Genomic DNA, 24,231 nt, shown 5'->3' with positions numbered 1-24,231 from the left:
CGGACACCGGGCTACGCCCGACGTCCGCTCGCGACGAATCCTCGCCGTCACGGCGGCGGGCCGGCGGTGTCACCGACACCGCCGGCCCGGCCACCTCCCCGCGTCACGCGCGCCGACGGACCGGGACCGCCCCGTGCGGTCGCGCCCGCCCCGCACCGCCGAGAATCACGAAAGGTCTGGTGGGATGTCGCAGAGGCATCCGGTCCTGACGATGACCGCGATCAGCAAGCTCTTCCCGGGCGTACGCGCCCTCGACGGTGTCGACTTCCGTCTGTTCCCCGGTGAGGTCCACGCCCTGATGGGCGAGAACGGCGCCGGCAAGTCCACCCTGATCAAGGTGCTGACCGGCGTGTACGGCACCGACGCCGGGACCGTCACCCTCGACGGCGCACAGGTCTCCTTCACCGGCCCGATGCAGGCCACCGCGGCGGGCGTGAGCACCGTCTACCAGGAGGTCAACCTCTGCCCGAACCTGTCCGTGGCGGAGAACATCTTCATCGGCCGGGAGCCGCGCCGCCTCGGCATGGTCGACTGGCGCGAGACGCGCCGGCGGGCGCAGGCCCTGCTCGCCCGTCTCGACCTGCACATCGACGTCACCGAACTGCTCGGCAGCTACTCCCTCGCGGTGCAGCAGATGGTGGCAATCGCCCGCGCCGTCGACGTGCGGGCGCGGGTGCTGATCCTCGACGAGCCCACCTCCAGCCTGGACGCCGACGAGGTCGCGCAACTGCTGCGGATCATGCGGCATCTGCGCGACGAGGGCATCGCGATCCTCTTCGTCACCCACTTCCTCGACCAGGTGTACGCCATCGCCGACCGGATCACGGTGCTGCGCAACGGCCGCCTGGTCGGCGAGTACCCGACCGCCGACCTGCCGCAGATCGCCCTCGTCGAGAAGATGATCGGCAAGGAGCTGGACGCGCTGGAGCGCCTCGACTCCGAGGCCGGCCGGGACCGGGCGGCCGTCACCGCCGGAACCCCGCTGGTCGAGGCCGACGGGCTCGGCCGGACCGGCGCGGTGGCGCCGTTCAGCCTCACCATCCACGAGGGTGAGGTCGTCGGCCTGGCCGGGCTGCTCGGCTCGGGGCGTACCGAGGTCGCCCGGTTGCTCTTCGGCGCGGACCGCGCGGACCGGGGGCGGCTCACCGTGGCCGGGCAGCCGGCAGCCGTGCGCACCCCGGTGGCGGCGATCGACCGTGACATCGCCTTCTGCTCGGAGAACCGTCGCACCGAGGGGCTGGTCGGCGAGCTGACCGTGCGGGAGAACATCATCCTGGCGATGCAGGCGGCCCGGGGCTGGCTGCGGCCGGTGCCCCGACGCCGGCAGGACGAGCTGGTCCAGCGCTGGATCGAGGCGTTGAGCATCCGCCCGGCCGACCCGGACATGCCGGTGCGCAACCTCTCCGGCGGCAACCAGCAGAAGGTGCTGCTCGCCCGCTGGCTGATCACCGAGCCGCGGCTGCTGATCCTGGACGAGCCGACCCGGGGCATCGACATCGGCGCGAAGACCGAGATCCAGCGCCTGGTGGCCCAGCTCTCCGACGGCGGCATGGCGGTGCTGTTCATCTCCGCCGAGCTGGAGGAGGTGCTGCGGCTCAGCCACACGGTGGCCGTGATGCGCGACCGGCAGATGGTCGCCCAGCTGGCCAACGACGACTCGCTCGACGCCGACCGCGTCATGCGGGCCATCGCCAGCGGCGCGCAGCAGGAAGGGCTGGAGAAGGCATGAGCACCGTACGGACCCGCGTCACGACGATCACCGGTCACCGGCTGTTCTGGCCGCTGGTCGTGCTGCTGGTGCTGCTGGCGGCCAACACGATCCACCGGCCGAGCTTCCTGTCGGTCGAGCTGAAGAACGGCCACCTGTACGGCAGCCTCATCGACATCGTCCGGCTCAGCGCCCCGCTGATCCTGGTGGCCCTGGGCATGTCCCTGGTGATCGCCACCGGCGGCATCGACCTGTCGGTGGGCAGCGTGGTCGCGGTCAGCGGCGCGGTGGCCTGCCTGTACATCAGTGAGCAGCCCGACCAGGACAGCCTGGGCGGCGTGCTGATCGCGCTGGCCCTCGCCTTCGGCATCGCTCTGCTGCTCGGCGCCTGGAACGGCGTCCTGGTCGCCGTCATCGGCATCCAGCCGATCATCGCCACGCTGATCCTGATGGTCGCCGGGCGCGGCCTGGCCCAGTTGATCACCTCCGGGCAGATCATCACCGTCAACAGCGGGCCGTACCGGGCGATCGGGGTGGGGCACCTGCTCACCCTGCCGTTCGCGATCATCGTGGCCCTGGCGGTGACCCTGGTCGTGGCGGTGCTGACCCGGCGTACCGCGCTCGGCATGATCATCGAGGCGGTCGGCGGCAACGCCGAGGCCAGCCGCCTGGCCGGCGTCCGCTCCCGCCGCATCACCTTTCTCGTGTACGTGGTCAGCGCCGCCTGCGCCGCCATCGCCGGCTTCATGATGACCGCGAACGTCTCCAGCGCCGACGGCAACGCCGCCGGCCTCTGGGTGGAGCTCGACGCGATCCTGGCCGTGGTCATCGGTGGCACCTCGCTGGCCGGCGGCCGGTTCTTCCTCAGCGGCACCATCGTCGGCGCGCTGATCATCCAGACCCTGACCACCTCCGTGTACGCCATGAACATCGACCCGCAGACGGCCCTGCTGTTCAAGGCGGTCGTGGTGATCGCGGTCTGCCTCATCCAGGCCCCGGCGTTCCGCGCCCGGTTCCGACGTCGGCGCGCGTCCACGGTGGCCCCGTCGCCCGCCGCCGAAGAGCAGAAGGAGCAGGTCCCGGCATGACCACGACACCACTGGCCGCCCGCGCGGACCGCGCACGGTGGCGGGTGCCGCAACGGCACGTACCGGTGCTGGCCACCCTCGCCCTGCTGCTCGTCATGTACGGCGTCGGCGTCTCCCAATACCGCGCCTTCTCCAACGTCCAGGTCGTCTTCAACATCTTCATCGACAACGGCTTCCTGCTCGTCGTCGCGGTCGGCATGACCTTCGTGATCCTCACCGGTGGCATCGACCTGTCGGTCGGCTCGGTCGTGGCGATGACCGCGATGGTGTCGGCGTCCCTGCTGCGCGACGGCCTGCACCCCGCCCTGGTGCTGCTGGTCGCGCTGCTGATCGGCCCGACCCTCGGGTTCGCGATGGGCTGCGTCATCCACTTCTTCGACATCCAGCCGTTCATCGTCACCCTGGCCGGGATGTTCTTCGCCCGGGGCATGTGCACCTGGATCAGCTCGACCTCCGTCCCGATCACCGACGGGTTCTGGACCTCGGCGGCGCAGGCGCGCATCCGGGTCGGCGAGAACTTCGTGACCGTGAGCGTCCTGATCGCCCTGGCCGTGGTCGCGGTGGCGGCGTTCACGCTGGCCTACACCCGGCTGGGCCGCAACGTGTACGCCATCGGCGGCAACCCGCAGTCGGCGCTGCTGATGGGCCTGCCGGTCGGGCGGACCAGGATCGCCGTCTACACGATCAGCGGGCTCTGCTCGGCCGTCGGCGGCATCCTGCTGTCCTTCTACACCCTCTCCGGCGCCCCGCTGATCGCCGTCGGCATGGAGTTGGACGTCATCGCCGCGGTCGTCATCGGCGGCACCCTGCTCACCGGCGGCTCCGGCTACGTCTTCGGCACGGTGCTGGGCGTGCTGGTCCTCGGCGTGATCCAGACCCTGATCACCTTCGACGGCACCCTCAGCTCCTGGTGGACCAAGATCGTCATCGGTGGCCTGCTCTTCGCGTTCATCCTGCTCCAACGCCTCGTCGGCATCCGCACCAAGTGACCCCGACCAGTTCCACGGAAGGCACGCCCATGACCAGCACACCACCCGCCGCCGAGGTCTGGTTCCTCACCGGCAGCCAGGGCCTGTACGGCGAGAAGACCCTGCGCCAGGTGGCGGAGCAGTCGCGGCGGATCGCCGCGCTGCTCGACGCCGACCACGCCATCCCCGCCCGGGTGGTCTGGAAGCCGGTGCTCACCTCCAGCACGGAGATCTTGGCCGTCTGCCGCGACGCCGCCGTGCAGGGGGCGGTCGGGGTGATCGCCTGGATGCACACGTTCTCCCCGGCGAAGATGTGGATCTCCGGACTGGACGCGCTGCGCACCCCGCTGCTGCACCTGCACACCCAGGCCAACGTCGAGCTGCCCTGGTCCGAGATCGACATGGACTTCATGAACCTGAACCAGGCCGCGCACGGCGACCGCGAGTTCGGGTACGTGCAGACCCGGCTGGGGGTGGCCCGCAAGACGGTCGCCGGGCACGTCAGCAACCCGCAGGTCACCGCCCGCATCGCGGCGTGGACCCGGGCCGCCGTCGGGCACGCCGAGCTGCGGTCGCTGCGGCTGGCCCGCTTCGGCGACAACATGCGCGACGTGGCGGTGACCGAGGGCGACAAGGTCGAGGCGGAGCTGCGCTTCGGCGTCTCCGTCAACACGTACGGGGTCAACGACCTGGTCACCGCCGTCGACGCGGTGCCGGACAGCCGGGTCGACGAGCTGGTCAAGGAGTACGACGACGCCTACCGGCTCGTCGCCGAGCTGCGCCCCGGCGGGCAGCGGCGCGACTGTCTGCGCTACGCCGCCCGGATCGAGGCGGGGTTGCGCGACTTTCTCGACGCCGGTGGTTTCCGCGCCTTCACCACCAACTTCGAGGACCTCGGCGGGCTGCGCCAGCTGCCCGGCATCGCGGTGCAGCGGCTGATGGCCGACGGGTACGGCTTCGGCGGCGAGGGGGACTGGAAGACCTCCGTCCTGGTCCGCACGCTCAAGGCGATGTCGGTCGGCGCCGCCGGCGGGACGTCGTTCATGGAGGACTACACCTACGACCTCACTCCCGGCCGGGAACTGGTCCTCGGCGCGCACATGCTGGAGGTGTGCCCGAGCATCGCCGCCGCGACGCCGACGGTGGAGATCCACCCGTTGGGCATCGGTGGCCGGGAGGACCCGGTGCGGCTGGTGTTCGACGCCCGGCCCGGCCCGGCCGTGGTGCTGGGGCTGGCCGACATGGGGGAGCGGTTCCGCCTGGTCGCCAACGAGATCGACGTGGTCGCCCCGCCGCAGCCGTTGCCGAAGCTGCCGGTGGCCCGCGCGGTGTGGCGGCCCCGCCCGGACCTGCCCCGCTCGGCGGAGGCGTGGCTCACCGCGGGCGCCCCGCACCACACCGTGCTGTCCCAGGCCGTCGGGGTCGAGGAGTTGCACGACCTGGCCGACATGGTCGCCACCGAGCTGGTCGTCATCGACGCGCAGACGACCACCCGCCGGCTGACCGACGAGCTGCGGTGGAACCAGGCGTACTACCGGCTGGCGCGCGGCTTCTGACCGGCACGCGGGCGGGCGTCGTCCGGCGCGTCCCCACGGTGCCGGGGGACGCGCCGCCCGGCGTGATAACGCAGGGTCACGATGAGCACGAGGGGAACGGCATGGGCCAGCAGCCGCCCGCGCGGGCCGCGGTGATGAGCGACGTCGCGCGGCTCGCCGGTGTCTCGCACCAGACCGTGTCACGGGTGCTCAACAACCATCCGAGCGTGCGGGAGGAGACCCGGCAGCGGGTGCTGCGCGCCGTGCACCAGCTCAACTACCGGCCCAACGCCCTGGCCCGGGGGTTGGCCGGACGGCGGTCCCGGGTCATCGGCGTGGTCAGCTTCGACACCATCCTCTACGGCCCGGCGGCCACCCTGCTGGGGGTGGAGCGGGCTGCCCGGGCGGCCGGCTACGGCATCAACATCGTCGCGCTGGAGCAGCTCGACCGGGCCGGCATGACCTCGGCCATCGACGCGCTCACCGAGCAGTCCGTGGCCGGGGTCGTCATCATCGCGCCGATGATGACGGCGGCGGTCGCCGTGCACGGGCTGCCCACCGGGGTGCCCGCCGTGGTGGTCGAGTCCGGCGGGGGAGCGGGTGTGCTGCCCAGCATCTCCGTCGACCAGGTGACCGGGGCCCGGATGGCCGTGGAGCACCTGCTGGACCTGGGGCACGACACGGTGTGGCACGTCGCCGGCCCGCGGGACTGGCTGGAGGCCCGCGACCGTGTCGACGGCTGGCGACAGGCCCTGGAGGCGGCCGGCCGGCCGGCGCCACCGGTCCTCGTCGGCGACTGGAGTCCCCGCGCGGGCTACGAGATCGGGCTGTCCCTGGTGGACCGACCCGACGTCACCGCGGTCTTCTGCGCCAACGACCACCAGGCGCTCGGCCTGTTGAGCGCGTTGCACCAGCGTGGCAGGCGGGTGCCGGACGACGTCAGCGTGGTCGGGTTTGACGACATCCCCGAGGCCGAGTACCTGTCGCCACCGTTGACCACCATCCGGCAGGACTTCGACGAGGTGGGCCGCCGGTGCGTCGCGGCCCTGCTGGAACTGCTCGACGCCGACGGCCCGACTCCCGGCGTGGCGCCGCCGCAGGTGCCGCCGACGCTCGTGGTCCGGGCGAGCAGCGCCGTACGCAGGGGCTGATCCCGCCCGGCCACACCGCCGTTCGCCGCCGCCGGGATGGGCGGCGTCCGGCCGGGACGTGGGCTCCCGTCCGGACGCCGCCCACCACCGGCGACGGCTCAGCCGGTCAGCACCGGCGGATCGTGGAGTTGGTCAGGGTGATGTTGCTGATGGTCAGGTTGTCCGCGCAGGGGTTCTCCACGATCCGGTTGTTGACCAGGGTGAAGTTGCGCAGGGTGAGGTCGCGGTTGCCGGGGAACTCGGTGCGCTCGGCCAGGCGTACCTCGCCGCCGCCGCTGATCGTGCCGCCGTTGGCGGCGATGTTCACGCCGTAGCAGTTCTCGATCAGGATCGCGTTGTTGCCGGTGTTGGCGATGTCGACCCGGTCGACGGTGGCGCCGCCGGACTCGGAGACGCAGAAGATCCCCCGGCCGCCGCCGCGCGCCCGCACCGTGCCGACCCGGATGTTGGTCGGGTAGGAGGAGCCGATGCGGCCGTTGCGATTGGCCATCCGGAACGCGGCGTAACCGGTGCCGGTGCCGGCGTTCTCGGCGTCCACCATGGAGATCGTGGCGTTGATCGTCTGGTTGAGCAGCAGGCCGGACTCGCCGACGTTGCGAGCGGTCACGGTCCCGACGGTGAGCCCGTCGACGCCGTACGTCTCGACGGCGTGCGAGCGGGCCCCGGAGACGTACACGGAGTCGATCCGCACGTTGCGGGTCCACTGGCTGGTGTCGCCCCGGTTGTCGATCCGCACCCCCAGCCCGCCGGAGAGGCGCATGTCGATCTGACCGAGGATCACGTTGGTGACGTTGCGCAGGAAGATGCCGTACAGCGGAGTGCCGGTGACCGAGAGGTGCCCGACCTCGACCTGCGTGGTGCCCCGGGAGTAGATCGGGGCCTGGTCACCGGAGCCCGTGCCGGTCACGTTGATCGTGCCGCACACGTCGATGGCCGTGTAGCTGGGCAGCGAGATGCGCGAGGCCGCGCTGATCGATCCGGAGCCGCGGACCACGACGCGTTGCTTGCTCGTGCGGCCGCTGGTGAGGCTGTTCACCGCGGCCTGGACGGCGGCGCGCATGTCGGTGCCGGTGTAGACGGTCCGGGTGCCGTTGCGCGCGCTCCAGGTGCTTCCGCTGAGCGTGGCCTCGGCCTGGTAGGTGCTGCTGCCGCAGGCGGCCACGCTCGCCCGCCCGGTTGCGGTGGCCGCGCCGACGGACGCGGCGGCGGCGCCGATCGCGGTGGCCGCGGCGCCGATGGACGTCGGCGCCGCGGCGGCCGGCACGCCGACCGCCGCCTCGGTGCCGACCAGGGCCAGTGCGGCGCCGGCGGCCAGGAACAGGTGCCGACGGCGTGGTCGCGGGTTCGTCGTCGAGTACCTCATGGCGGAACTCCTCGGGGTGTGGTGGTGGAAGCGCCAGCGGCTGCGGGCGGGGCGGGCAAGCGCTTTCCGGCATCCCAATGTAGTGACATCTATCGATTGGAGTCAAACGGGGCGGCCGAGATCTCAGCACAGGGTGACGGCGCGACGACGCGCCGGGCCCGCCTGCAAAACCGGTGTCGCGGGGTGGTACCCGACCGGCAGGATGCGGACGTGATCCCACTGACCGTCATCCGCGGTGACGCGACCAGCCCGCAGGCCAGAGGACCGAAGGTGATCGCGCACCTCTGCAACGACCAGGGCGGCTGGGGGAAGGGCTTCGTGCTGGCGATCTCCCGCCGCTGGCCGGAGCCGGAACGCGACTACCGCGCCTGGCACCGGCGCCGGGCGGCCAACGACTTCGGGCTCGGCGCCGTCCGCCTGGTCCGGGTCGGCGGGGACACCTGGGTGGCGAACATGGTCGGGCAACGGGGGACCAGGACGGGCAGCAACGGCCCACCGATCCGCTACGACGCCGTGCAGCGCTGCCTGACCACCCTCGCCGACCAGGCGCGGGAGCGGGGCGCGTCGGTGCACATGCCGTGCATCGGCTGCGGGCTCGCCGGCGGCTCCTGGAGCCGGATCGAACCGATCATCACCGGTACGCTCTGCGCCCTCGACATCGCCGTCACGGTGTACGACCAGGGTTGACGGCCCGGCGTCGTCCACGAGCACGAGGGTGGCCCCGGTGAGCCGGAGCAGGCGGGTGAGGCAGCGGGGCGGCCGACGAAGCGGACCTCGGCGAGGTCCCGCACGACCCGCGGGATCTCCGCACCACCGAGACAGGCCGCCCTCACACATCCGCGCAGGTCAAGCCTGGTTCCGTCGTCCCGTCTCGCCCACCGGAGCGAACCGGCGCACCCGCGAGGGGTAGGGTTCGGGGTGCCGCGCCGCCTCGGCGAGAGGCCGCGCGGGAGCCGGTGTCCGCCCCGCCAGGGACGGCCGCCGCCGCCGGGCCGCCGACGGTCCGACGTGCCCGACGCCCGCCGCGTGTCCCTCCACCCTTTCCGGAGGGACGCCCCGTCGTGAGGGGGCCGACCCATGGCACAGACACCGATCGACCCGCGGGACGCCCTGGCCGAACTCGGGCGGATCCGACTCGACCAGGTCGGCGTCGACGACGTGCTGCGCTCCGTCGCCGACCTGGCCCGGCGCAGCGTCCCCGGCGCGACCGAGGTCTCGGTCACCCTCCTGCAGGGCGACACCCCGCACAGCGTGGCCTACACCGGCGACCTCGCCTTCTCCCTCGACGAGTGGCAGTACCAACAGGGTTGGGGTCCCTGCCTGGACGCCTCGATCAGCGGCGACGCGATCTCCGTGCCCGACACCACGACCGAGGACCGCTGGCCGGCCTGGGCCACCCGGGCCCGCCAGGTCGGCGTCGGCAGCTCGCTCTCGATCGGCCTGCCCATCCAGGAGGCGGTGGTGGGCACCCTCAACGTCTACGGGAGCGCCCCGCACGCCTTCGACCCGGACGCCATGGAGCTGGCGAAGACCTTCGCCGCGTACGCGGCCGTGGCGCTGGCCAACGCCCACTCCTACGAGAACGCGACCACCCTGGCCGAGCAGATGCGCGCCGCGATGCAGAGCCGCGCCGTCATCGAGCAGGCCAAGGGCATCATCATGGGCGACCGGCGCTGCACGGCCGAGGAGGCGTTCGGCATCCTGGTGAAGCTCTCCCAGGACACCAACCGCAAGCTGCGCGACGTCGCCGCGCTGCTCGTGGCGCGGGCCTCCGGCGACGCCGGTTGAGCCCGGCCGTCAGCTGCCCGGTCGAGCCCCCTGGCGCGGCGCCACCGCAGCCGTGCTGACCTGACGCACCAGCGCCTCCGCGACCTCCCGGACCTTGCGGTTGGAGTTCTGCGAGACCGTGGCCAGGATCCGGAACGCCTCGTCGGCCGTACAGCGGCGCTGGCCCATGACGATGCCCTTGGCCTGCTCGATGACCGCGCGGCTGTGCATCGCCGCCTGCATCTGCTCGGCCAGGGTCGCGGCGTTCTCGTACAGCTGGGCGTTGGCCAGCGCCACCGCCGCGTGGTCGGCGAAGGTCTGTGCGGCCTCGGTCACCTCGTCGAACGCCCCCGGCTGCGCGCCGTAGACGTTGAGGGCGCCGACCACCGCCTCCTGGATGGGCAGGCCGATCGACATGGAGCTGCCGGCGCCGGCCGCGTACGCCAGCCGCGCCCACTCCGGCCAGCGGCTCTCCGCCGCCATGTCCGTCACGACCAGCACCGTGCCGGTGGTCGCCGCGTCCAGGCAGGGGCCACGTCCCTGCTCGTACTGCCACTGGTCCAGCCGCAGCGCCAGCTCCCCGGTGTGGGCCGCGGTGTTGGCCGCGCTGCCGTGCACCAGGGTCACCGACACCTCGCAGGCGCCCGGGATGCTGCCCCGGGTGAGTGCGACGATCCGGTCGAGGACCGCGTCGAGAGGCGTCTCGTCGTGGCGGATGGTGCCCAGCTGGATGAACGCCTCGGTGAGATCCAGGGGTGACTGCGGCATGGCGTCTGACGTCCTTGCGAACCGGCGCAATCGTTCCGGCGGTGCCGGGCAGCGCGTGACGGAATCGGCCCGCACCGGCGACCGCCAAGGGCGGCCGCGAGGACGGACCGGGGACCAGCGCCGCTGCTTGACGCTCGCTCGCGACGCCCGGGGGCGTCGGCTACAGCGTCCCACTCTAGCGTCCCGCCCGGTCCCGGTGACCGTCGCACCGCCCGCACGCCGTACCGACGGTGGCGGCGTCGCGCCACTGCGGCGATGATGATCGGGACGACGGCCGGAGGAGGCGACGGGGTGACGGTTCGGGTGCCGCGCGACGGGCGCGTGCTCTTCATCGGCGACAGCATCACCGACGCCGGCCGCGACCGTGCCGACGGCGCCGACCTCGGCCAGGGGTACGCGATGATGGCCGCGGCCTGGTTCACCGCCCGGCACCCCGGGCACCGGGCCACCTTCCTCAACCGGGGGATCGGCGGCGACCGGGTGCGTGACCTGCGTTCCCGCTGGGACGCCGACTGTCTCTCCCTCGCCCCGCAGGTGGTGTCGGTGCTGATCGGCATCAACGACACCTGGCGGCGGTACGACCACGACGACCCGACCGGCGTCGAGGAGTTCGCCCGCGACTACCGCCACCTGCTGACGACGGCGCGGGAACGGCTCGACGCGGCGCTGGTGCTCGTCGAGCCGTTCGTGATCCCGCTCGACGACGGGCAGCGGGCCTGGTGCGAGGACCTCGACCCGAAGGTCGAGGTGGTACGCCGTCTCGCCGCCGAGTTCGACGCGGCCCTGGTGGCGGTGGACGCGGCCTTCGCCGCCGCCGACACCGACGACCGGGTCTGGACCACCGACGGGGTGCACCTGACCCCGTTCGGGCACGCGGTGCTGGCCCAGCACTGGCTGCGCGCGGTCGGGCCCGCGACCGACTGACCCGCCGTCCCGTCCGGCGACCCGGTCCCCCGGGCCGGGTCGCCGGACGGGGTCACCGCGACACCGGCGGCCCGGTCAGCCGGTCGTTCCTCGCCCGCCGGGCCGGCCGGGTGGACGACCAGTGCCCGGCCCCGGCGTTGCGCCGCCCGGGCGGGAACGGCGACAGCCGCCACGTGGAGTGCACCAGCAGACCGTTGCCGAGCGGGAAGTCGCCCTGCGCCTGGTAGCCGTGCCGCAGGTGCAGGTCACGATGCGCGCCGGTCCAGGTCTCCGCGTACGTCGGCAGGCCGAGGGTGTCCATCCACCGCTGGCTGCCGGCGAGGACCGCCTCCGCCCGGTCGGCGCGTCGGGGGCCGGCCGGCACGGCCAGGAACGCAAGGTGGTTGTGCGGCTGGGCGGGGCGGTGCGTGGCGAGGGCCCGGTCGAGCAGGAGGAACCGGTCGACCTGCCCCTCGCAGGCGTCGGCGAGGCGCTGTTCGTACCGGACCGGCGCCGGGATCGGCCGGTAGTGGTGGAACCAGACGGTGGCGGCGGTGCCGTCGGCGAGCAGGAACGCGTCGCCGAACAGCAGCGCGTGTTCCACCCAGAGGCGGGCCACGTCGGCCAGTACGTCGCGTCTGCGTCGCTCGTCGGGGACGAGCCAGGCGGCGACCACGGTGGGGGCGACGGTGGCGGTGACGAGCTCGACGATCAGGTCGACGTCGCGCCAGCGGGCGCGTACGACCGGTGGGGACGAAATCATGGGAAGCTCCCTGGTCAGCGGGATGTGCTCATGGCGGGTGGCCGGTACGCCGGATGCGTCCACGGGCGCGACGGCGACGGGGACGACGGCGCGGCGGCGGGCACGGCATGGCCGGCGGAACGGTGCGTGCTCAGGGGCGGCCGGGCGGTGTCGACGTGCCCGACCGGGCGACGTCACCGGTGCCGCGGCCCTGCGGTCCGTGCCGGCCGGGCCGGCTCAGGCGGGTCGGCTGCCCGGGCGCGGCGAGCGGGAGGGCAGGGCGTCCGGGCCGGCCGGACGGCAGCGCAGTCCCCGGTTCGCGGGCGGCGTCCAGGCCGCCGGACCGGTGTCGGCCGCGCTGAGCTGTAGGCCGCCGGACGTGCCGGCGTGGCTCGGCGCGCCGGCCGGGCTCGGGTGCGCCGGACGGAACAGGTCCGGGGCCGGGCTGCGCAGGGCAGGTCGGGCGGCGTCCGGAGACGGCATCGCCGCCGAGTGCCGGTGCGTGGGCGTGTGCGCGACGGTGCCCGGCCCGGCTGCCGCCGCCTCGGCCGGCCCGGTGCCCGGCGCCGACGGTGCGGCGACGGCGGTCGGTGCGGTGGGGGTGGGCCGGGCGACCACCGGTGGCTCCCGGCCGGTGGAGGCGGCGCCCACCGGGGCCACCAGCCGCACCAGCGGATCGACCGGCTCCAGGACGGGGCTCAGGAGGTCGCGCAGCGGCTTCGCCGCCCGGTTCACCGGGACGAGCACCGGCGCCAGCACCCCGGAGACCGGCGTGATCACCGGCCGGAGACCTCCTGCCACCGGCCCGATCACCCGGTCGCGCAGCGGCCCGGTCACGGGTGCGAGGGCCCGTGCCGCAGGTGCCACCACCTGGTCGTGCAGTGGTCCGGTGACGGGGTCGAGGGCTCCGGTCGTCGGCGCGGTCAGCCGGTCGTGCAGTGACCCGGTGACGGGTGCCAGGGCGCGTGCCGCAGGTGCGGCCGGCCGGTCGGGCTGGTGCGGGGTGGTCGGGGAGGGCGCGGGCTTGGCCCCGGCGTCCGTGTCCGGGCTCGGCCGCACGGCGCGCTTCGCCGGGGAGGCGGTCCCGCGCCGGTGCCCGGCGGCGGCGCCGGACGCCGCTCCGTGCCGGCGGACCGGTCCCGCGTCGGCCTGCTGTCGCGACGGCGCCGCGGTGTGCCGCCCGTCGGAGCCGCCACCGGATCCGGGCGGGGCCGGGTCGGCCGCGCCGGGTGACGTCGACGGGCGCGCCGGCGGTGGGTCGGCGACGACGGGGGAGAGGGAGGCCCGGAGCAGGCCGGTCACGCCCTCGACGGCTCCCTCCACGAGGGTGGCCGGTGGGGAGTCGGCGGCGTACGCCGCGCCGGAGGTGGCCGTGTCGTAGCCGATCCAGGCGCCGGCGACCGCGCCGAGCAGGAGCCCGAGGCGCACCACGCCCCGCGCGAACCGCCCACCGCGTCGACCCATCGGTGCCGCCCCTCCCGACCTCGGTGCTCCCGAGGTGCGACAGGAGAACTCTACCGAACGACGCCGTCCGGTGACGTACCGCGCATGGGCGCGTCGCGCGTCGTCCGGCGGGCCGTAGCCGCCGAGCACGGGCGGGTCGGCCGCCGACACCGCCGATCGGACGCGCTCCACCGGGGCGACGGTTGCGAGCCGCCGATCGGACGGACGTCGCCGGCTACGCCAGCCGGATGTTGTCGCCGTCGACGGTGACGCCCGCGGCGGGCAGCGGCTGCCGGGCCGGGCCACCCCTCACCGCGCCGTCGGCGATGTCGAAGGCGCTGTTGTGGCAGCGGCAGACGATGGCCCGCTCCCTGACCTCGCTGACCGTGCAGCCGGCATGGGTGCACTTCGCGGCGAACGCCTTGATGGTGCCGGCCTCCGGCTGGGTCACCACGACGCCCTCGGCGGCGAAGACCTTCCCGCCGCCGACCGGGATGTCGGCGACCGTGGCCAGGGCGGCCGCCGCCGCGTCCGCCGGCGCCGCCGCACCGCCGGACGCCGCCGGGGCACCCCCCGACGCCGCTGGTGCGCCCCCCGGCGCGGCCGCCTCGCCGTACGTCTGGCAGCCGGTCAGCAGCACACCGGCGCCCGCGGCGCCCGCGCAGGCCAGCACCGTCCGCCGCGACGGGCGCCGCCCTCCGTCGACGTCACTCATCGGAGTGCCTCTCCTCTCACGTGCCCACCCCGAAGGTGGTGAAGTACCACAGCGACGACGTCAGCCAGACGCCCATCAGGACGGTGAAGACCACGCCGCCGGCCACCGGCAGCACCCAGCCGGCCAGGCCCGGCCGGGGCAGGGCGAGCATCTTGGTGCTGAACGCGCCGAAGAAGAGGCAGCCGAGCAGCGAGTGGGTCAGCGTGCGCAGGTCGTGGTCGGCGAAGCCGAGCGCGTACAGGCAGTGCACCGCCACCGGCACGGTCAGCAGGAAGGCGATCCGGCCCGACCAGCGGTGCGCGGTCCCCGCCCAGGACGGCGAGAGGCCGCCGAGGCGACCCCACATGGCCAACGCGGAGAGCAACTGGACCACGGCGAAGGCGGCGGCGCCGCTGCCGAGCCACACCTTCACCGCCTGGGGGCTGGAGAAGCCCGCCACGTTGACCGCGATCCCGGTCGGCGTGTGCAGCCGACCGTAGACGCCCAGGGCGACCGTGACGGCGGCGCCGACCAGCAGCGGCACCACCAGCGACGCCCGTGGCGCGGTCACCGGCAGGGGCGGGATCGGGATGGACGACTCCGGGCGGGTCGGCGGCTCGGGCAGCACCTGCACGGCCACCGTCTCCTCGCCCGGACGGGTGTCCCCGATGGTCCTGCGACGGCCGGCCATCAGTCACCGGCACCGGGATCCGTGGCCACCGGTTCGGCCCGCACGGTCACGCCGTCCACGATGGTGGTGCCGAACGCGGGGTCCAGCGGCGGGGCCGACACCGGCTCGCCGGCGCGGGTGACCACGCCGATCTGGCTGCCGTCCGGCAGCAGGATCCAGCCGCCGTCCACTCCGTCCCGGCGCTGCTGGGCGGTGGCCCGGTACAGCACCGGCGCCGGGCCGGCGGCGGCCTTGGCGGTGAACGCCCACCGTCTGCCGTCGGCGACCAGTTCGCCGGAGGCCCGACCGTCGCCGAAGGTGCCGGTCAGCTTCGCGTCCTTCTTGCCGGTCAGGTCGAGCCGGCCGTCGGCCGCGGTGCCCCGTAGCCAGATCTCCAGCCGCCTGCCGTCGCAGACGTAGGCCACCGCCTCGCCGTCACGGGCGGTGATCGCGATGGTGGCGCCGCCGTCGAGCCGGCCGGTCCAGTTGCCGGTGGCCTTCCTCCGTTCGGCTCCCGCCGTGGGCGGCGCCGGTGGCGGGCTCGTCGGTGTCCCGGGCCGGCCCCGCTGTTCCGAGGGCTGCGCGGGCGCGGACTGCCCACCGGGCGGGACCGGTGTCGCAGACGCGGCGGGGACCTCCGGCGACGCCTCGGCCGAGGCGGCGGGCGCGGCGGCGGGCTTCGGATCGGCCCCACGCGGCGCCGCCTGGGCGCTCATCGCGAACAGGACGGCGGCCATCCCGGCCCCGGTCAACAGGGTCAGCAACGGGGTGATGCGCTTCATCAGCAGCTCCCTTCATCCGGTCGTACGGTGACGGAGCCCCAGTCGTTCAATGTCGCGCAACATCCGTCGGCCGCGGGCCGGCCAGCGTCACCCCACCGCGCGGGTGCTGTGCCGCACGACCAGCGGCGTGGCCAGCTCGATCCGGCGGCTGTCGAGTTCCTCGCCGTTCATCAGCGCGAGCAGCATCCGGGTGGCCATGGCGGCCATCTCGGTCAGCGGTTGCCGGACGGTGGTCAACGGCGGGATGGCCCAGCGGGCGCCGTCGACGTCGTCGAAGCCGACGACACTCATGTCGTCGGGCACCCGGGCACCGCGCTCGTAGAGGGCCTCGTACGCCCCCCAGGCGGTCTCGTCGGAGCAGGCGAAGATCGCGGTGGGTGGCCGGGACAGGTCGAGCAGGGCGTTGGTCTCCCGGTAGCCGGAGGGCGCGGTGAAGTCCCCGGCGCGCACGTACCCGGCGGGAATGCGCTGCCCGGCGGCGTTCATCGCGGCCCGGTAGCCGTCCACCCGGGCCCGGCTGCACGGCACGTCGGGCGGGCCGCCGATGACCGCGATCCGGCGGTGCCCGAGGCCGAGCAGGTGTTCGGTGGCGGCGAGACCCCCGGACCAGTTGGTGGCGCCGACGGACGGGATGTCGGGGGTCGGCTGCCCGGCCGGGTCGATGACGACCACCGGTATGCCGAGTTCGGCGAGCTGGCCGTGCTGGCTGGTGGACAGGTCGGACAGGACGAGCAGGACCCCGTCGCAGCGGCGGGCGGAGAGTTGCTCGATCCAGCGCCGGTCGGGGCGGCTGCGGTGCCGGCCGTGGGCGGCCGAGACCACCACGCCGAAGCCGGCGCGGTGGGCGTGCTCCTCGACCCCGTCGATGATCTGCATGGCCCACGGGCTGCCCAGGTCCCGCAGCACCAGGTCGATGAGGCCGGCCCCGCCGGCGGGGCGACCGGCGGTGCGGCCGGTGTAGCCGCGCTCGTCGAGCAGCGCCTGCACGCGTTGCCGGGTGGTGGCCGCCACGTCGGGCCGGCCGTTGAGGACCTTGGAGACGGTGGGCACCGACACGCCGGCGTCGCGGGCGATCTGCGCCAGGGTCGCGCGTTGGTTGTCCATGAACTCACTCCCGATGGATCACCCGGTCAGGCCGGCAGCATACCCCGAAAGTTTCGACGCTCGCGGACGGCCACGCCGCCGGCCGTCGCGGGGGCGGACGTGTGCCTTCCGCCCCTGCCCAGGAGCAGTCCCGGCGCGGCCGGTAGCCGAAACCTGACAGAAACTTTCGAGTGTCGCCGGGAATGCCGGCGCCGACCCGCGCGCGTACGGGCCCGGCTCAGCGCACGGGCACCGTGGCGGTGACGGTGGCCTGCTCGATCTCGCTGGTACGGACCGTGAACCGGATCCGCCACTGCCCGGCCACCGGGAACCGGAGCTCCGCGCTGCCGTGGTTCGGCTCCGGTGTCTCGACCGGCACGGTGACCGGCTCGACCCCGGCCTCCGGCAGGGCCAGGCTCACCGTCCACTCGGCGACCGGCAGCGCCTCGCCCCCGGGCGTGTAGACGTAGGCGTGCAGCGAGTTCGGCGCGCCGAGCTTCACCGGGTAGACGTCGAACTGGAGCGTGTACAGGCCGGTGGTCAAGGTCTGGGCCACCCCCTCGCGCGCCGCCCGGGCGGCCTCGGCGCCGGCGGTACGCCCCGGCGGGGTCTGCACCAGCACGGCGGTCAGCGCCAGCACCACGGCGGTGGCGACCAGCTCGACCCCGGCCGCCCGGGCGATCGTCCCCGGACGGGCCGCCGCCGTGCCGCGCCGGACCAGACGGCGCTGCCTCGCGGCGACGGCGAGCACGCCGGCGAGCAGCGTCGCCTTGCCGAGCAGCAGCCGCCCGTAGCCGGTGTCGACCAGCGCGCCGGGCCGGCCCAGTTCGAGCGCCGCCTGCCCGAGGCCGGTGGCGACCAGCCAGCCGACCGCGAGCGTGGCCCACCGGGACCACGCCGGCAGGATCCGGGCCAGCACCCGCTCATGGGTGCCGCGCAGCAGGAACGCCACCAAGCCCAGCAGTCCGCCCAGCCAGACGCTCACCGCGGCGAGGTGGACGACGACGGCGGCGACGCTCACCTGCGGCAGCGGCGAGGCGACGGGATGCCCGGCCAGCGGCCAGGTGGCCAGCCCGGCCACCCCGACGAGCGCCAGCGCCGCCCGCCGCCCCCGCCCGGCCCGGCCCGCCACGACCGCCGGCAGCAGCGCGGCGGCGACACCGGTGACCGCCACCCGCACGGCGAGCACCACGCCCACGTCGCTGTCGCCGACCGCCGCCAGGTCCCCGCCGGTGAGGTCGCCGACTGGCACCCCGACCATGTCCGCCGCCTGCCCTACCCAGGTGGCGGCGGTCGCCGCGACCAGCAGGGCGAGTCCGGCGTACGCGGTGACGGCCGCGCCCCGGCGGGAGCGCCGGCGGGGCCACAGCGTCGCGGTGAGCAGGGTGGGGCCGACGACCAGCACCAGCCCCAGGTAGCCGGCGTACTTGGCGACGGGCACCAGGACGCCGGCCGGCTGCGGGTCCGCCTCGTCGTCGGCCTGCGGCGGGCTGACCGAGGGAGCGCCGGCGGAGTAGGTGAAGCTGCCGGCCACCGGATGGCTGTCGGCGGAGATCACCCGGTAGCTCACCAGGTACGTCCCGAGTGGCCGCTCCGGCACCCGGACCGGGATCCGCATCGTCGTCCCGCGGACCGACGGCTCGCCGGTGTGCACCCGCCGGCCGTCCGGGCCGAGGACCTGCACCCGGCCCGCGACGGGGGAGACCGGCTCGCTGAAGGTGACCACCACCTCCGACGGCGGGGACCCGAGCACCGCGTCGCGCACCGGGGCGGTGGCGACCAGCACGGCGTGGGCGGACGCCGGGGCCGCCGGGAGCAGCGGGACGCAGAGCAGGGCGAGCAGCAGCCCCAGGACGGCCGATCGGGTACGCACACACTCTGGTTCGTACGTGACGGCCGGAAGGTTCAACGCGCGGAGGGATCGGGTCCGCCGGGCCGGTCGGTGCCGAGGTGGTGGCGTAGGGCGAGCTGGAGGGTGAGCCGGGCGTCGGGTTCGTCGAGGGCGCCGCCGAACACCGCGCGCAGCTGGCGCATCCGATAGCGGACGGTCTGCGGGTGGGTGTGCAGCTCCTCGGCCACGGCGACCACCTGCCCCTGCCGGCGCAGCCAACTGTGCAGCGTCTCGGCCAGCGCCCGCCGGGTGGCCGGCCGCAGACCGGCCAGCGGGGCGAGCCGGGCGGCGGCGAGGTGGTCGGCGAGGCCCGGCTCCCACGCCAGGAGCAGGGTGAGCAGGTGCTCGTCGGCGGTGACGGGCGCGTCGGCGGGGAGCCGGCCCTCCTGCCGCAGGGCCAGGGCCCGCCGCGAGATCCGGTACGACAGCCGGGCCCGGCCCAGCTCGACGGTGGGGCCGAGGGCCGCCCGTCGGCCGGTCAGCGCCTGCCGGGCCCGGTCGAGGCGTCCCGGGGCGCCCGGGTCGGGCAGCACGACGCGGACGGCGTCATCGACGACGGTGGCGATCGCGCCCCCGCCGATCGTGCGGGCCAGGTGCTCGGCGTCGGCGCCCTCGACGCTGAGCACGGCCACGGTGCGGGGCAGCACCCAGCGGGCCGCGTCGGCGGCGGCGTGCAGCGCGGTCTCGCCCGGGGGCTCGGGCTGGACGAGCAGGGTGATCAGGCGGCGTCGGGTGGTCGCCCAGTCCTGCGCGGCGTCGCGCTGTTCGTCGAGGAAGCCCTCCGCCGCCGCGCCGGCCAGGGCGTCGGCGTAGCCGAACAACGCCCCGGCGATGACGTACAGGTCCGCCGGGGCGGTGTCCGGGCTGTGCGCGACCAGGAAGGCCCAGATCTCGCGTGCGCCGAGGGTGAGCACCGTGCGCAGGGCGTCGACCCGGTGGCCCTCCCGGTACTCGGTGCGCCCGAGCGCGTGGAACACGGTGCGGGTGGCGGTCAGGTCCCGGCCGGGGTCGGCGAGCGCGTCGACGAAGGCGTCCACCGCGGTCTGCACGCCGAGGGCCAGCCCCTGGCCCTGCCCGCCGGTGAGCGAGCGGCCCTGGGCCCGCATGGCGGCCCGGACGGTGCCGAGGATCCGCTCGTGCAGCGGGTCGCGCAGGCCGCGTACCTGCTCCCCGACGGCCGGGGCGAGGCCGGCGAGGCCCGGCTCGATGTCGATGAGCGCGTCGGGCACCGGCACTCCTTGTCATCCCGGTGACAAAACAGGGCGGGCATCTTGCGCGCCGATGGCGATGATATTGGCAGCGTCGTACGTACCGTCGGGGGTGTGGATACCGATGTCATCGTGATCGGCGCCGGCCTGGCGGGCCTGGTCGCCGCCGCCGAGGCCGCCGACGCCGGCCGCCGGGTGCTGCTGCTGGACCAGGAGCCGGAGCAGAACCTCGGCGGGCAGGCGCACTGGTCGTTCGGCGGGCTCTTCCTGGTCGACTCACCCGAGCAGCGGCGGATGGGCATCCGCGACTCGGTCGAGCTGGCCTGGCAGGACTGGACGGGCAGCGCCGCCTTCGACCGGCCGGAGGACCACTGGCCACGCCGGTGGGCCGAGGCGTACGTGCACTTCGCGGCCGGGGAGAAGCGGGCCTGGCTGCGGGGGATGGGCCACCGGCTGTTCCCGGTGGTCGGCTGGGCCGAGCGGGGCGGCGCGGCGGCGCACGGACACGGCAACACCGTGCCCCGCTTCCACATCACCTGGGGCACCGGCCCCGGCCTGGTGGAGCCGTTCGTCCGGCGGGTCCGGCAGGCCGAGGCCGAGGGGCGGGTGCGGCTGCTGTTCCGGCACCGGGTGGACGAGCTGGTCACCACCGGCGGCGTCGTCACCGGCGTGCGCGGCGCGGTCCTGGAGCCCGACGACGCCCCGCGCGGGCAGCGCACCTCCCGGGCGGTGGTGGGCGACTTCGGGTACGCGGCGCAGGCGGTGATCGTCACCTCCGGCGGTATCGGCGGCGACCACGACCTCGTCCGCCGGGCCTGGCCGGCGCGGCTGGGCACCCCGCCGGTCCGGATGGTCGCCGGGGTGCCGGCGTACGTCGACGGGCGGATGCTCGCCATCACCGAGGCCGCCGGTGGGCAGGTCGTCAACCCGGACCGGATGTGGCACTACACCGAGGGGCTGCGCAACTGGGACCCGGTCTGGCCCCGGCACGGCATCCGGATCCTGCCCGGCCCCTCGTCGCTCTGGCTCGACGCCACCGGCCGGCGGCTGCCGGCGCCGCTCTTCCCCGGCTTCGACACCCTGGCCACCCTGCGGCACCTGCGCGCCACCGGGTACGACTACAGCTGGTTCCTGCTCACTCAGAAGATCATCGAGAAGGAGTTCGCGCTGTCGGGCTCCGAGCAGAACCCGGACCTGACCGGTCGCAGCGTCCGCCAGGTCCTGGGCCGGGTACGTCCCGGCGCGCCCGCCCCGGTGGAGGCGTTCAAGCGCCACGGCGCCGACTTCGTGGTCGCCGACGGCCTGCCCGAGCTGGTCGACGGGATGAACGAGCTGGCCGCCGAGACCGACGGGCCGCAGCTCGACGCCGCCGAGGTGCGCCGCATCGTCGAGGCGCGGGACCGGGAACTGGCCAACCCGTTCGGCAAGGACGCCCAGCTGCACGCGATCCGGGGCGCCCGCCGGTACCGGGGTGACAAGCTCATCCGGGTCGCCACCCCGCACCGGTTGCTCGACCCGGCGGCCGGTCCGCTGATCGCCGTGCAGCTGCACGTGCTCACCCGCAAGACGCTCGGCGGGCTGCACACCGACCTGTCCGGCCGGGTGCTGCGGGCCGACGGCGAGCCGCTGGGCGGGGTGTACGCCGCCGGCGAGGTGGCCGGGTTCGGTGGCGGCGGGATGCACGGGTACAACGCGCTGGAGGGCACCTTCCTCGGCGGCTGCCTCTTCTCCGGTCGTACCGCCGGCCGGGCCGCGGCCGCCGCCGTGGGCTGAGCGCGCCCGCCGCACGGCGCGGCGCCCCGTCCCGGGGTGGGACGGGGCGCCGCTGTGTGGTGGTGGGACGGGGTCAGCTGGTGGGGAAGTTGTCCGGGGTGCGGATCCGGTTGCGCATGAAGTTGCCGGACTCGGTGAGCACCGCGGTGCCGGCGTAGGTGCTGCCGTTGCAGGTGCCCGGCTTGAAGGCGGCGCTGCCCTCGGCCTTGTCGGAGTACGTCCAGTTCGCGTAGCTGATCTTCAGCCGGTCCATCAGGTCCACCCAGGCGGTGCTGCTGGCCGTGTCGACGCCGCCGTCACCGGTGTACGACACCGTGCCGAACTCGGTGACGAACATCGGCAGCCGGGCGGCCGCCCGCTCCAGCTCGGCCCGGTAGCTGTCCCGGTGCGAGGCGGCGTAGAAGTGGAACGCGTACATGACGTTGGCGGCGTTGACCGGGTTGTTGATCACCTCGGTGGCGTTGCCGCCCTCCGAGACGCCCAGCGAGGACCAGCCGCGGGTGCCGACGATGACGATGCCGTCCGGGTCGTTGGCGCGGATGACCGGGATGACCTGCTCGGCGTAGTTCTTGATGGTCTGCCAGCTGACGCCGTTGGGCTCGTTCGCGATCTCGTAGATCACGTTGTTCTTGTCGGCGTTGCGGGCGGCGACGTTGGCGAAGAAGGTCTTGGCCCGCTCCAGGTTGTACATCGGGTCACCGGGGGTCAGCGTGTGGAAATCGATCAGCGCGTACATGCCGCGTTCGCTCGCCTCGTCCACCAGGGTGTTGACCCGGTTGGTGAAGGCCGTCGGGTTGGTCTCGTAGCCGTCCTCCTGCACGTACATCGCGATGCGCAGCAGGTCGGAGCGCCAGTCGGTGGCCAGCGCGTCGAGCGAGGCGTCGTTGTAGCAGTGCGGGAACCACTGCAGGCCGTGCGTGCTCATGCCGCGCAGCTGGATCGGCCTGCCGTACTGGTTGCACAGGTTGACCCCGCAGACCCGCAGCTGTCCGTTGATCGCCACCGGCGTCTGCCCGGTGGGCGGCGGGGTGGTCGGTGGCGGGGTCGTGGGCGGCGGCGTCGTGGGCGGCGGGGTGGTCGGCGGCGGGGTGGTGGGGGTGGTGCTGCCCGTGCAGACGGTGCCGTTGAGGGTGAACGACGTGGGCGAGGGGTTGCTGGCGCCGGTCCAGGTGCCGTTGAAGCCGATGGTGGTGGATCCGCCACCGGCCAGGGATCCGTTGTAGCTCACGTTGCGCGCGGTGACGGACTGGCCGCTCTGCTGGTACGTCGCCGACCAGCCCTGGCCCACCCGCTGGCCCGGGTCGGGGAAGGTGAAGCCGAGGGTCCACCCGTCGACGGCGTCGCCGAGGTTCGTGATGGTGATGTTCGCGGTGAAACCGCCGGCCCAGGAGTTGGCCGTGTAGGTGACGGCGCAACCGGTCGCGGCCATGGCGTTCGTGGTCGGCAGCAGCGTCGACGCGCCGAGGGTCAGTGCGGCGGCGGCGCCGGCCGCGAGCAGGTGCCGCCGGGCGGAACGGGGAATGTTCATGGGACCGTCTCAATCTCGGGTCGGGTGCACGGGGGGCGTCGGTCGACCTCCGGGAGCGCTCCCACAGGAGCGTAGAGGTGTCCGTAACATCCGTGCAACATGTCGATGCGTCGAAGTGTGTGTGACCTCGGAGATTCGACGTCCGGACGACGAGTCGCCGCGCCCGGACTCCGTTCGGAGCCCGTTTCACCCCGTGCGTTCTCTTTGTCCATCGTCCGTTCGGTTGATTAGTGGCCGACCATTGGTCTAGGGTGGGTGCCTGAGCGGGGGACTGCTAGGTCCACCACGCCGTACGGCACGGAAAGGACGACATGATCACCACGACCGTCAGGGCAACCAGCAGCACCTCGGCCACCGGCAACGAGGAGCGCGCCGGCGAGCTCATCACGGCGCTCGCCGTGATGCCGGCGGAGCACCCCGAGCGGTCCGCGCTGCGCGACAAGGTGATCGAGGCGTGGCTGCCGCTGGCCAACCACCTCGCCGCCCGCTACAGCGGCCGCGGCGAGCCCAACGGCGACCTCGCCCAGACGGCGGCCCTCGGCCTGATCAAGGCGGTGGACCGGTTCGACGCCTCCCGGGGCGTCGACTTCGCCGGCTTCGCCATCCCCACCATCCTCGGTGAGATCAAGCGGCACTTCCGCGACCGCACCTGGAACATCCGGGTCCCGCGCCGGCTGCAGGAGCTGCGGCTGCGCATCACCGAGGCCAACGGGACCCTGACCCAGACGTTGCACCGGGCCCCCACGGTCGCCGACATCGCGGCCCACCTCGAGATCACCGAGGAAGAGGTCCTGGAGGGCCTGGAAGGTGCCCGCGCCTACAACGCCGTCTCGCTGTCCACCCCGATCGGCGACGGCGAGAGCGCCACCGAGCTGGGCGACACCCTCGGCGCCGAGGACAACGAGTTCGAGCTGGCCGAGCTGCGGGTCGCCCTCGGCCCCGCCCTGGCCACCCTCGACGAGCGTGAGCAGAAGATCCTCACCCTGCGCTTCTACGGCAATCTCACCCAGAGCGAGATCGCCGCGCAGGTCGGCGTCTCCCAGATGCACGTCTCGCGACTGCTCGCCCGCGCGCTGGTCAAGCTGCGCGGCCAGCTGGTCGACGCCCACTGACCTCCCGTACGCCCGGTCGCCGTGCCGGCCGGGTGACGCGGCGCACCGAACGCC

21 protein-coding genes are annotated in these 24,231 nt (G+C 74.1%); 10 read left to right on the top strand and 11 right to left on the bottom strand.

The annotated features are described in order from the left end of the window. Positions 1 to 184: 184 nt before the first annotated feature. From ACPFP2_RS22595 to ACPFP2_RS22575, 5 genes are all read left to right on the top strand, one after another. Positions 185 to 1,729: a sugar ABC transporter ATP-binding protein gene (locus ACPFP2_RS22595; protein ID WP_424091173.1), complete on the top strand. Its 1,545-nt coding sequence runs from the start codon at positions 185 to 187 to the stop codon at positions 1,727 to 1,729. Continuing rightward, positions 1,726 to 2,796 (top strand): ABC transporter permease, encoded by a 1,071-nt coding sequence (locus ACPFP2_RS22590; RefSeq protein WP_424091172.1) that lies wholly within the window; start codon positions 1,726 to 1,728, stop codon positions 2,794 to 2,796. Before ACPFP2_RS22595 ends, ACPFP2_RS22590 begins: the two co-directional genes overlap by 4 nt. Further along, positions 2,793 to 3,785 (top strand): galactofuranose ABC transporter, permease protein YjfF, encoded by a 993-nt coding sequence (gene yjfF / locus ACPFP2_RS22585; protein WP_424091171.1) that lies wholly within the window; start codon positions 2,793 to 2,795, stop codon positions 3,783 to 3,785. The genes ACPFP2_RS22590 and yjfF overlap by 4 nt, the downstream gene beginning before the upstream one ends. 29 nt (positions 3,786 to 3,814) lie before the next feature. Next, the gene (araA, locus tag ACPFP2_RS22580) at positions 3,815 to 5,320 is read left to right on the top strand and encodes an L-arabinose isomerase (protein WP_424091170.1); all 1,506 of its coding nucleotides are present in this window, start codon (positions 3,815 to 3,817) and stop codon (positions 5,318 to 5,320) included. A gap of 101 nt (positions 5,321 to 5,421) precedes the next feature. Continuing rightward, on the top strand, positions 5,422 to 6,450 hold the full coding sequence (locus tag ACPFP2_RS22575) for a LacI family DNA-binding transcriptional regulator (RefSeq protein WP_424091169.1): 1,029 nt from the start codon (positions 5,422 to 5,424) through the stop codon (positions 6,448 to 6,450). Positions 6,451 to 6,556: 106 nt separating this feature from the next. Here the strand turns inward: ACPFP2_RS22575 and ACPFP2_RS22570 are convergent, their stop codons facing one another. Next, entirely contained in the window at positions 6,557 to 7,813 is a 1,257-nt protein-coding gene (locus ACPFP2_RS22570) for a hypothetical protein (RefSeq protein ID WP_424091168.1), read from the bottom strand. A 210-nt stretch (positions 7,814 to 8,023) separates the two neighbouring features. Here ACPFP2_RS22570 and ACPFP2_RS22565 point away from each other — a divergent pair, with 210 nt between their 5' ends. Together ACPFP2_RS22565 and ACPFP2_RS22560 are read left to right on the top strand one after the other, a co-directional pair. Further along, positions 8,024 to 8,500, top strand: coding sequence for a macro domain-containing protein (locus ACPFP2_RS22565; RefSeq protein ID WP_424091167.1), 477 nt, complete (start codon positions 8,024 to 8,026; stop codon positions 8,498 to 8,500). Positions 8,501 to 8,890: 390 nt separating this feature from the next. Continuing rightward, positions 8,891 to 9,601: a GAF and ANTAR domain-containing protein gene (locus ACPFP2_RS22560; RefSeq protein ID WP_424091166.1), complete on the top strand. Its 711-nt coding sequence runs from the start codon at positions 8,891 to 8,893 to the stop codon at positions 9,599 to 9,601. 9 nt (positions 9,602 to 9,610) lie between these two features. On the opposite strand, the gene ACPFP2_RS22555 is transcribed toward ACPFP2_RS22560, so the two are convergent. After that, a complete protein-coding gene (locus ACPFP2_RS22555; protein ID WP_424091165.1) occupies positions 9,611 to 10,348 on the bottom strand; it encodes a GAF and ANTAR domain-containing protein in 738 nt (245 codons plus the stop codon). A 291-nt stretch (positions 10,349 to 10,639) separates the two neighbouring features. Between ACPFP2_RS22555 and ACPFP2_RS22550 the strand changes: the two genes are divergently transcribed. Next, positions 10,640 to 11,272, top strand: coding sequence for an SGNH/GDSL hydrolase family protein (locus ACPFP2_RS22550; protein WP_424091164.1), 633 nt, complete (start codon positions 10,640 to 10,642; stop codon positions 11,270 to 11,272). Between the two features lie 52 nt (positions 11,273 to 11,324). Here the strand turns inward: ACPFP2_RS22550 and ACPFP2_RS22545 are convergent, their stop codons facing one another. The 8 genes from ACPFP2_RS22545 to ACPFP2_RS22510 form a co-directional block, all read right to left on the bottom strand. After that, complete coding sequence (locus tag ACPFP2_RS22545; RefSeq protein WP_424091163.1) at positions 11,325 to 12,014, bottom strand: hypothetical protein; 690 nt, start codon at positions 12,012 to 12,014, stop codon at positions 11,325 to 11,327. Positions 12,015 to 12,230: 216 nt separating this feature from the next. Then, on the bottom strand, positions 12,231 to 13,457 hold the full coding sequence (locus ACPFP2_RS22540; RefSeq protein ID WP_424091162.1) for a hypothetical protein: 1,227 nt from the start codon (positions 13,455 to 13,457) through the stop codon (positions 12,231 to 12,233). Positions 13,458 to 13,671: 214 nt separating this feature from the next. Beyond that, complete coding sequence (locus ACPFP2_RS22535) at positions 13,672 to 14,151, bottom strand: Rieske (2Fe-2S) protein (RefSeq protein ID WP_424091161.1); 480 nt, start codon at positions 14,149 to 14,151, stop codon at positions 13,672 to 13,674. A gap of 16 nt (positions 14,152 to 14,167) precedes the next feature. Then, positions 14,168 to 14,821, bottom strand: a complete 654-nt coding sequence (locus ACPFP2_RS22530) for a DUF6529 family protein (protein ID WP_424091160.1) — start codon at positions 14,819 to 14,821, stop codon at positions 14,168 to 14,170. Further along, positions 14,821 to 15,582, bottom strand: coding sequence for a hypothetical protein (locus ACPFP2_RS22525; protein ID WP_424091159.1), 762 nt, complete (start codon positions 15,580 to 15,582; stop codon positions 14,821 to 14,823). Before ACPFP2_RS22525 ends, ACPFP2_RS22530 begins: the two co-directional genes overlap by 1 nt. 87 nt (positions 15,583 to 15,669) lie before the next feature. Then, positions 15,670 to 16,686 (bottom strand): LacI family DNA-binding transcriptional regulator, encoded by a 1,017-nt coding sequence (locus ACPFP2_RS22520; protein WP_424091158.1) that lies wholly within the window; start codon positions 16,684 to 16,686, stop codon positions 15,670 to 15,672. Between the two features lie 217 nt (positions 16,687 to 16,903). Further along, a complete protein-coding gene (locus ACPFP2_RS22515; RefSeq protein WP_424091157.1) occupies positions 16,904 to 18,538 on the bottom strand; it encodes a copper resistance CopC/CopD family protein in 1,635 nt (544 codons plus the stop codon). Positions 18,539 to 18,570: 32 nt separating this feature from the next. Continuing rightward, the gene (locus ACPFP2_RS22510) at positions 18,571 to 19,785 is read right to left on the bottom strand and encodes a PucR family transcriptional regulator (protein ID WP_424091156.1); all 1,215 of its coding nucleotides are present in this window, start codon (positions 19,783 to 19,785) and stop codon (positions 18,571 to 18,573) included. Positions 19,786 to 19,878: 93 nt separating this feature from the next. Between ACPFP2_RS22510 and ACPFP2_RS22505 the strand changes: the two genes are divergently transcribed. Beyond that, on the top strand, positions 19,879 to 21,537 hold the full coding sequence (locus ACPFP2_RS22505) for an FAD-binding dehydrogenase (protein WP_424091155.1): 1,659 nt from the start codon (positions 19,879 to 19,881) through the stop codon (positions 21,535 to 21,537). A gap of 73 nt (positions 21,538 to 21,610) precedes the next feature. Here ACPFP2_RS22505 and ACPFP2_RS22500 read toward each other — a convergent pair whose 3' ends face one another. Continuing rightward, entirely contained in the window at positions 21,611 to 23,065 is a 1,455-nt protein-coding gene (locus ACPFP2_RS22500; protein WP_424091154.1) for a cellulase family glycosylhydrolase, read from the bottom strand. 311 nt (positions 23,066 to 23,376) lie between these two features. On the opposite strand from ACPFP2_RS22500, the gene ACPFP2_RS22495 reads away from it, so the two are divergent. Further along, entirely contained in the window at positions 23,377 to 24,177 is an 801-nt protein-coding gene (locus tag ACPFP2_RS22495) for a SigB/SigF/SigG family RNA polymerase sigma factor (RefSeq protein WP_424091153.1), read from the top strand. The last annotated feature ends 54 nt before the right edge of the window (positions 24,178 to 24,231 follow it).

The sequence above is a fragment of the Micromonospora citrea genome (assembly GCF_049629545.1).
In the GTDB taxonomy this organism is placed as follows: Bacteria; Actinomycetota; Actinomycetes; order Mycobacteriales; family Micromonosporaceae; genus Micromonospora; species Micromonospora citrea_A.
This window is presented reverse-complemented; position numbering and strand designations above follow the sequence as displayed.

Bases quoted from the DNA above. Each gene is read 5' to 3' on its own strand.
- ACPFP2_RS22520 (WP_424091158.1), bottom strand. From the start codon at position 16,686: ATGGACAACCAACGCGCGACCCTGGCGCAGATCGCCCGCGACGCCGGC.
- ACPFP2_RS22530 (WP_424091160.1), bottom strand. From the start codon at position 14,821: ATGGCCGGCCGTCGCAGGACCATCGGGGACACCCGTCCGGGCGAGGAG.
- ACPFP2_RS22595 (WP_424091173.1), top strand. From the start codon at position 185: ATGTCGCAGAGGCATCCGGTCCTGACGATGACCGCGATCAGCAAGCTC.
- araA (WP_424091170.1), top strand. From the start codon at position 3,815: ATGACCAGCACACCACCCGCCGCCGAGGTCTGGTTCCTCACCGGCAGC.
- ACPFP2_RS22545 (WP_424091163.1), bottom strand. From the start codon at position 12,014: ATGATTTCGTCCCCACCGGTCGTACGCGCCCGCTGGCGCGACGTCGAC.
- ACPFP2_RS22570 (WP_424091168.1), bottom strand. From the start codon at position 7,813: ATGAGGTACTCGACGACGAACCCGCGACCACGCCGTCGGCACCTGTTC.
- ACPFP2_RS22535 (WP_424091161.1), bottom strand. From the start codon at position 14,151: ATGAGTGACGTCGACGGAGGGCGGCGCCCGTCGCGGCGGACGGTGCTG.
- ACPFP2_RS22575 (WP_424091169.1), top strand. From the start codon at position 5,422: ATGGGCCAGCAGCCGCCCGCGCGGGCCGCGGTGATGAGCGACGTCGCG.
- ACPFP2_RS22555 (WP_424091165.1), bottom strand. From the start codon at position 10,348: ATGCCGCAGTCACCCCTGGATCTCACCGAGGCGTTCATCCAGCTGGGC.
- ACPFP2_RS22525 (WP_424091159.1), bottom strand. From the start codon at position 15,582: ATGAAGCGCATCACCCCGTTGCTGACCCTGTTGACCGGGGCCGGGATG.
- ACPFP2_RS22560 (WP_424091166.1), top strand. From the start codon at position 8,891: ATGGCACAGACACCGATCGACCCGCGGGACGCCCTGGCCGAACTCGGG.
- ACPFP2_RS22540 (WP_424091162.1), bottom strand. From the start codon at position 13,457: ATGGGTCGACGCGGTGGGCGGTTCGCGCGGGGCGTGGTGCGCCTCGGG.
- yjfF (WP_424091171.1), top strand. From the start codon at position 2,793: ATGACCACGACACCACTGGCCGCCCGCGCGGACCGCGCACGGTGGCGG.
- ACPFP2_RS22495 (WP_424091153.1), top strand. From the start codon at position 23,377: ATGATCACCACGACCGTCAGGGCAACCAGCAGCACCTCGGCCACCGGC.
- ACPFP2_RS22590 (WP_424091172.1), top strand. From the start codon at position 1,726: ATGAGCACCGTACGGACCCGCGTCACGACGATCACCGGTCACCGGCTG.
- ACPFP2_RS22500 (WP_424091154.1), bottom strand. From the start codon at position 23,065: ATGAACATTCCCCGTTCCGCCCGGCGGCACCTGCTCGCGGCCGGCGCC.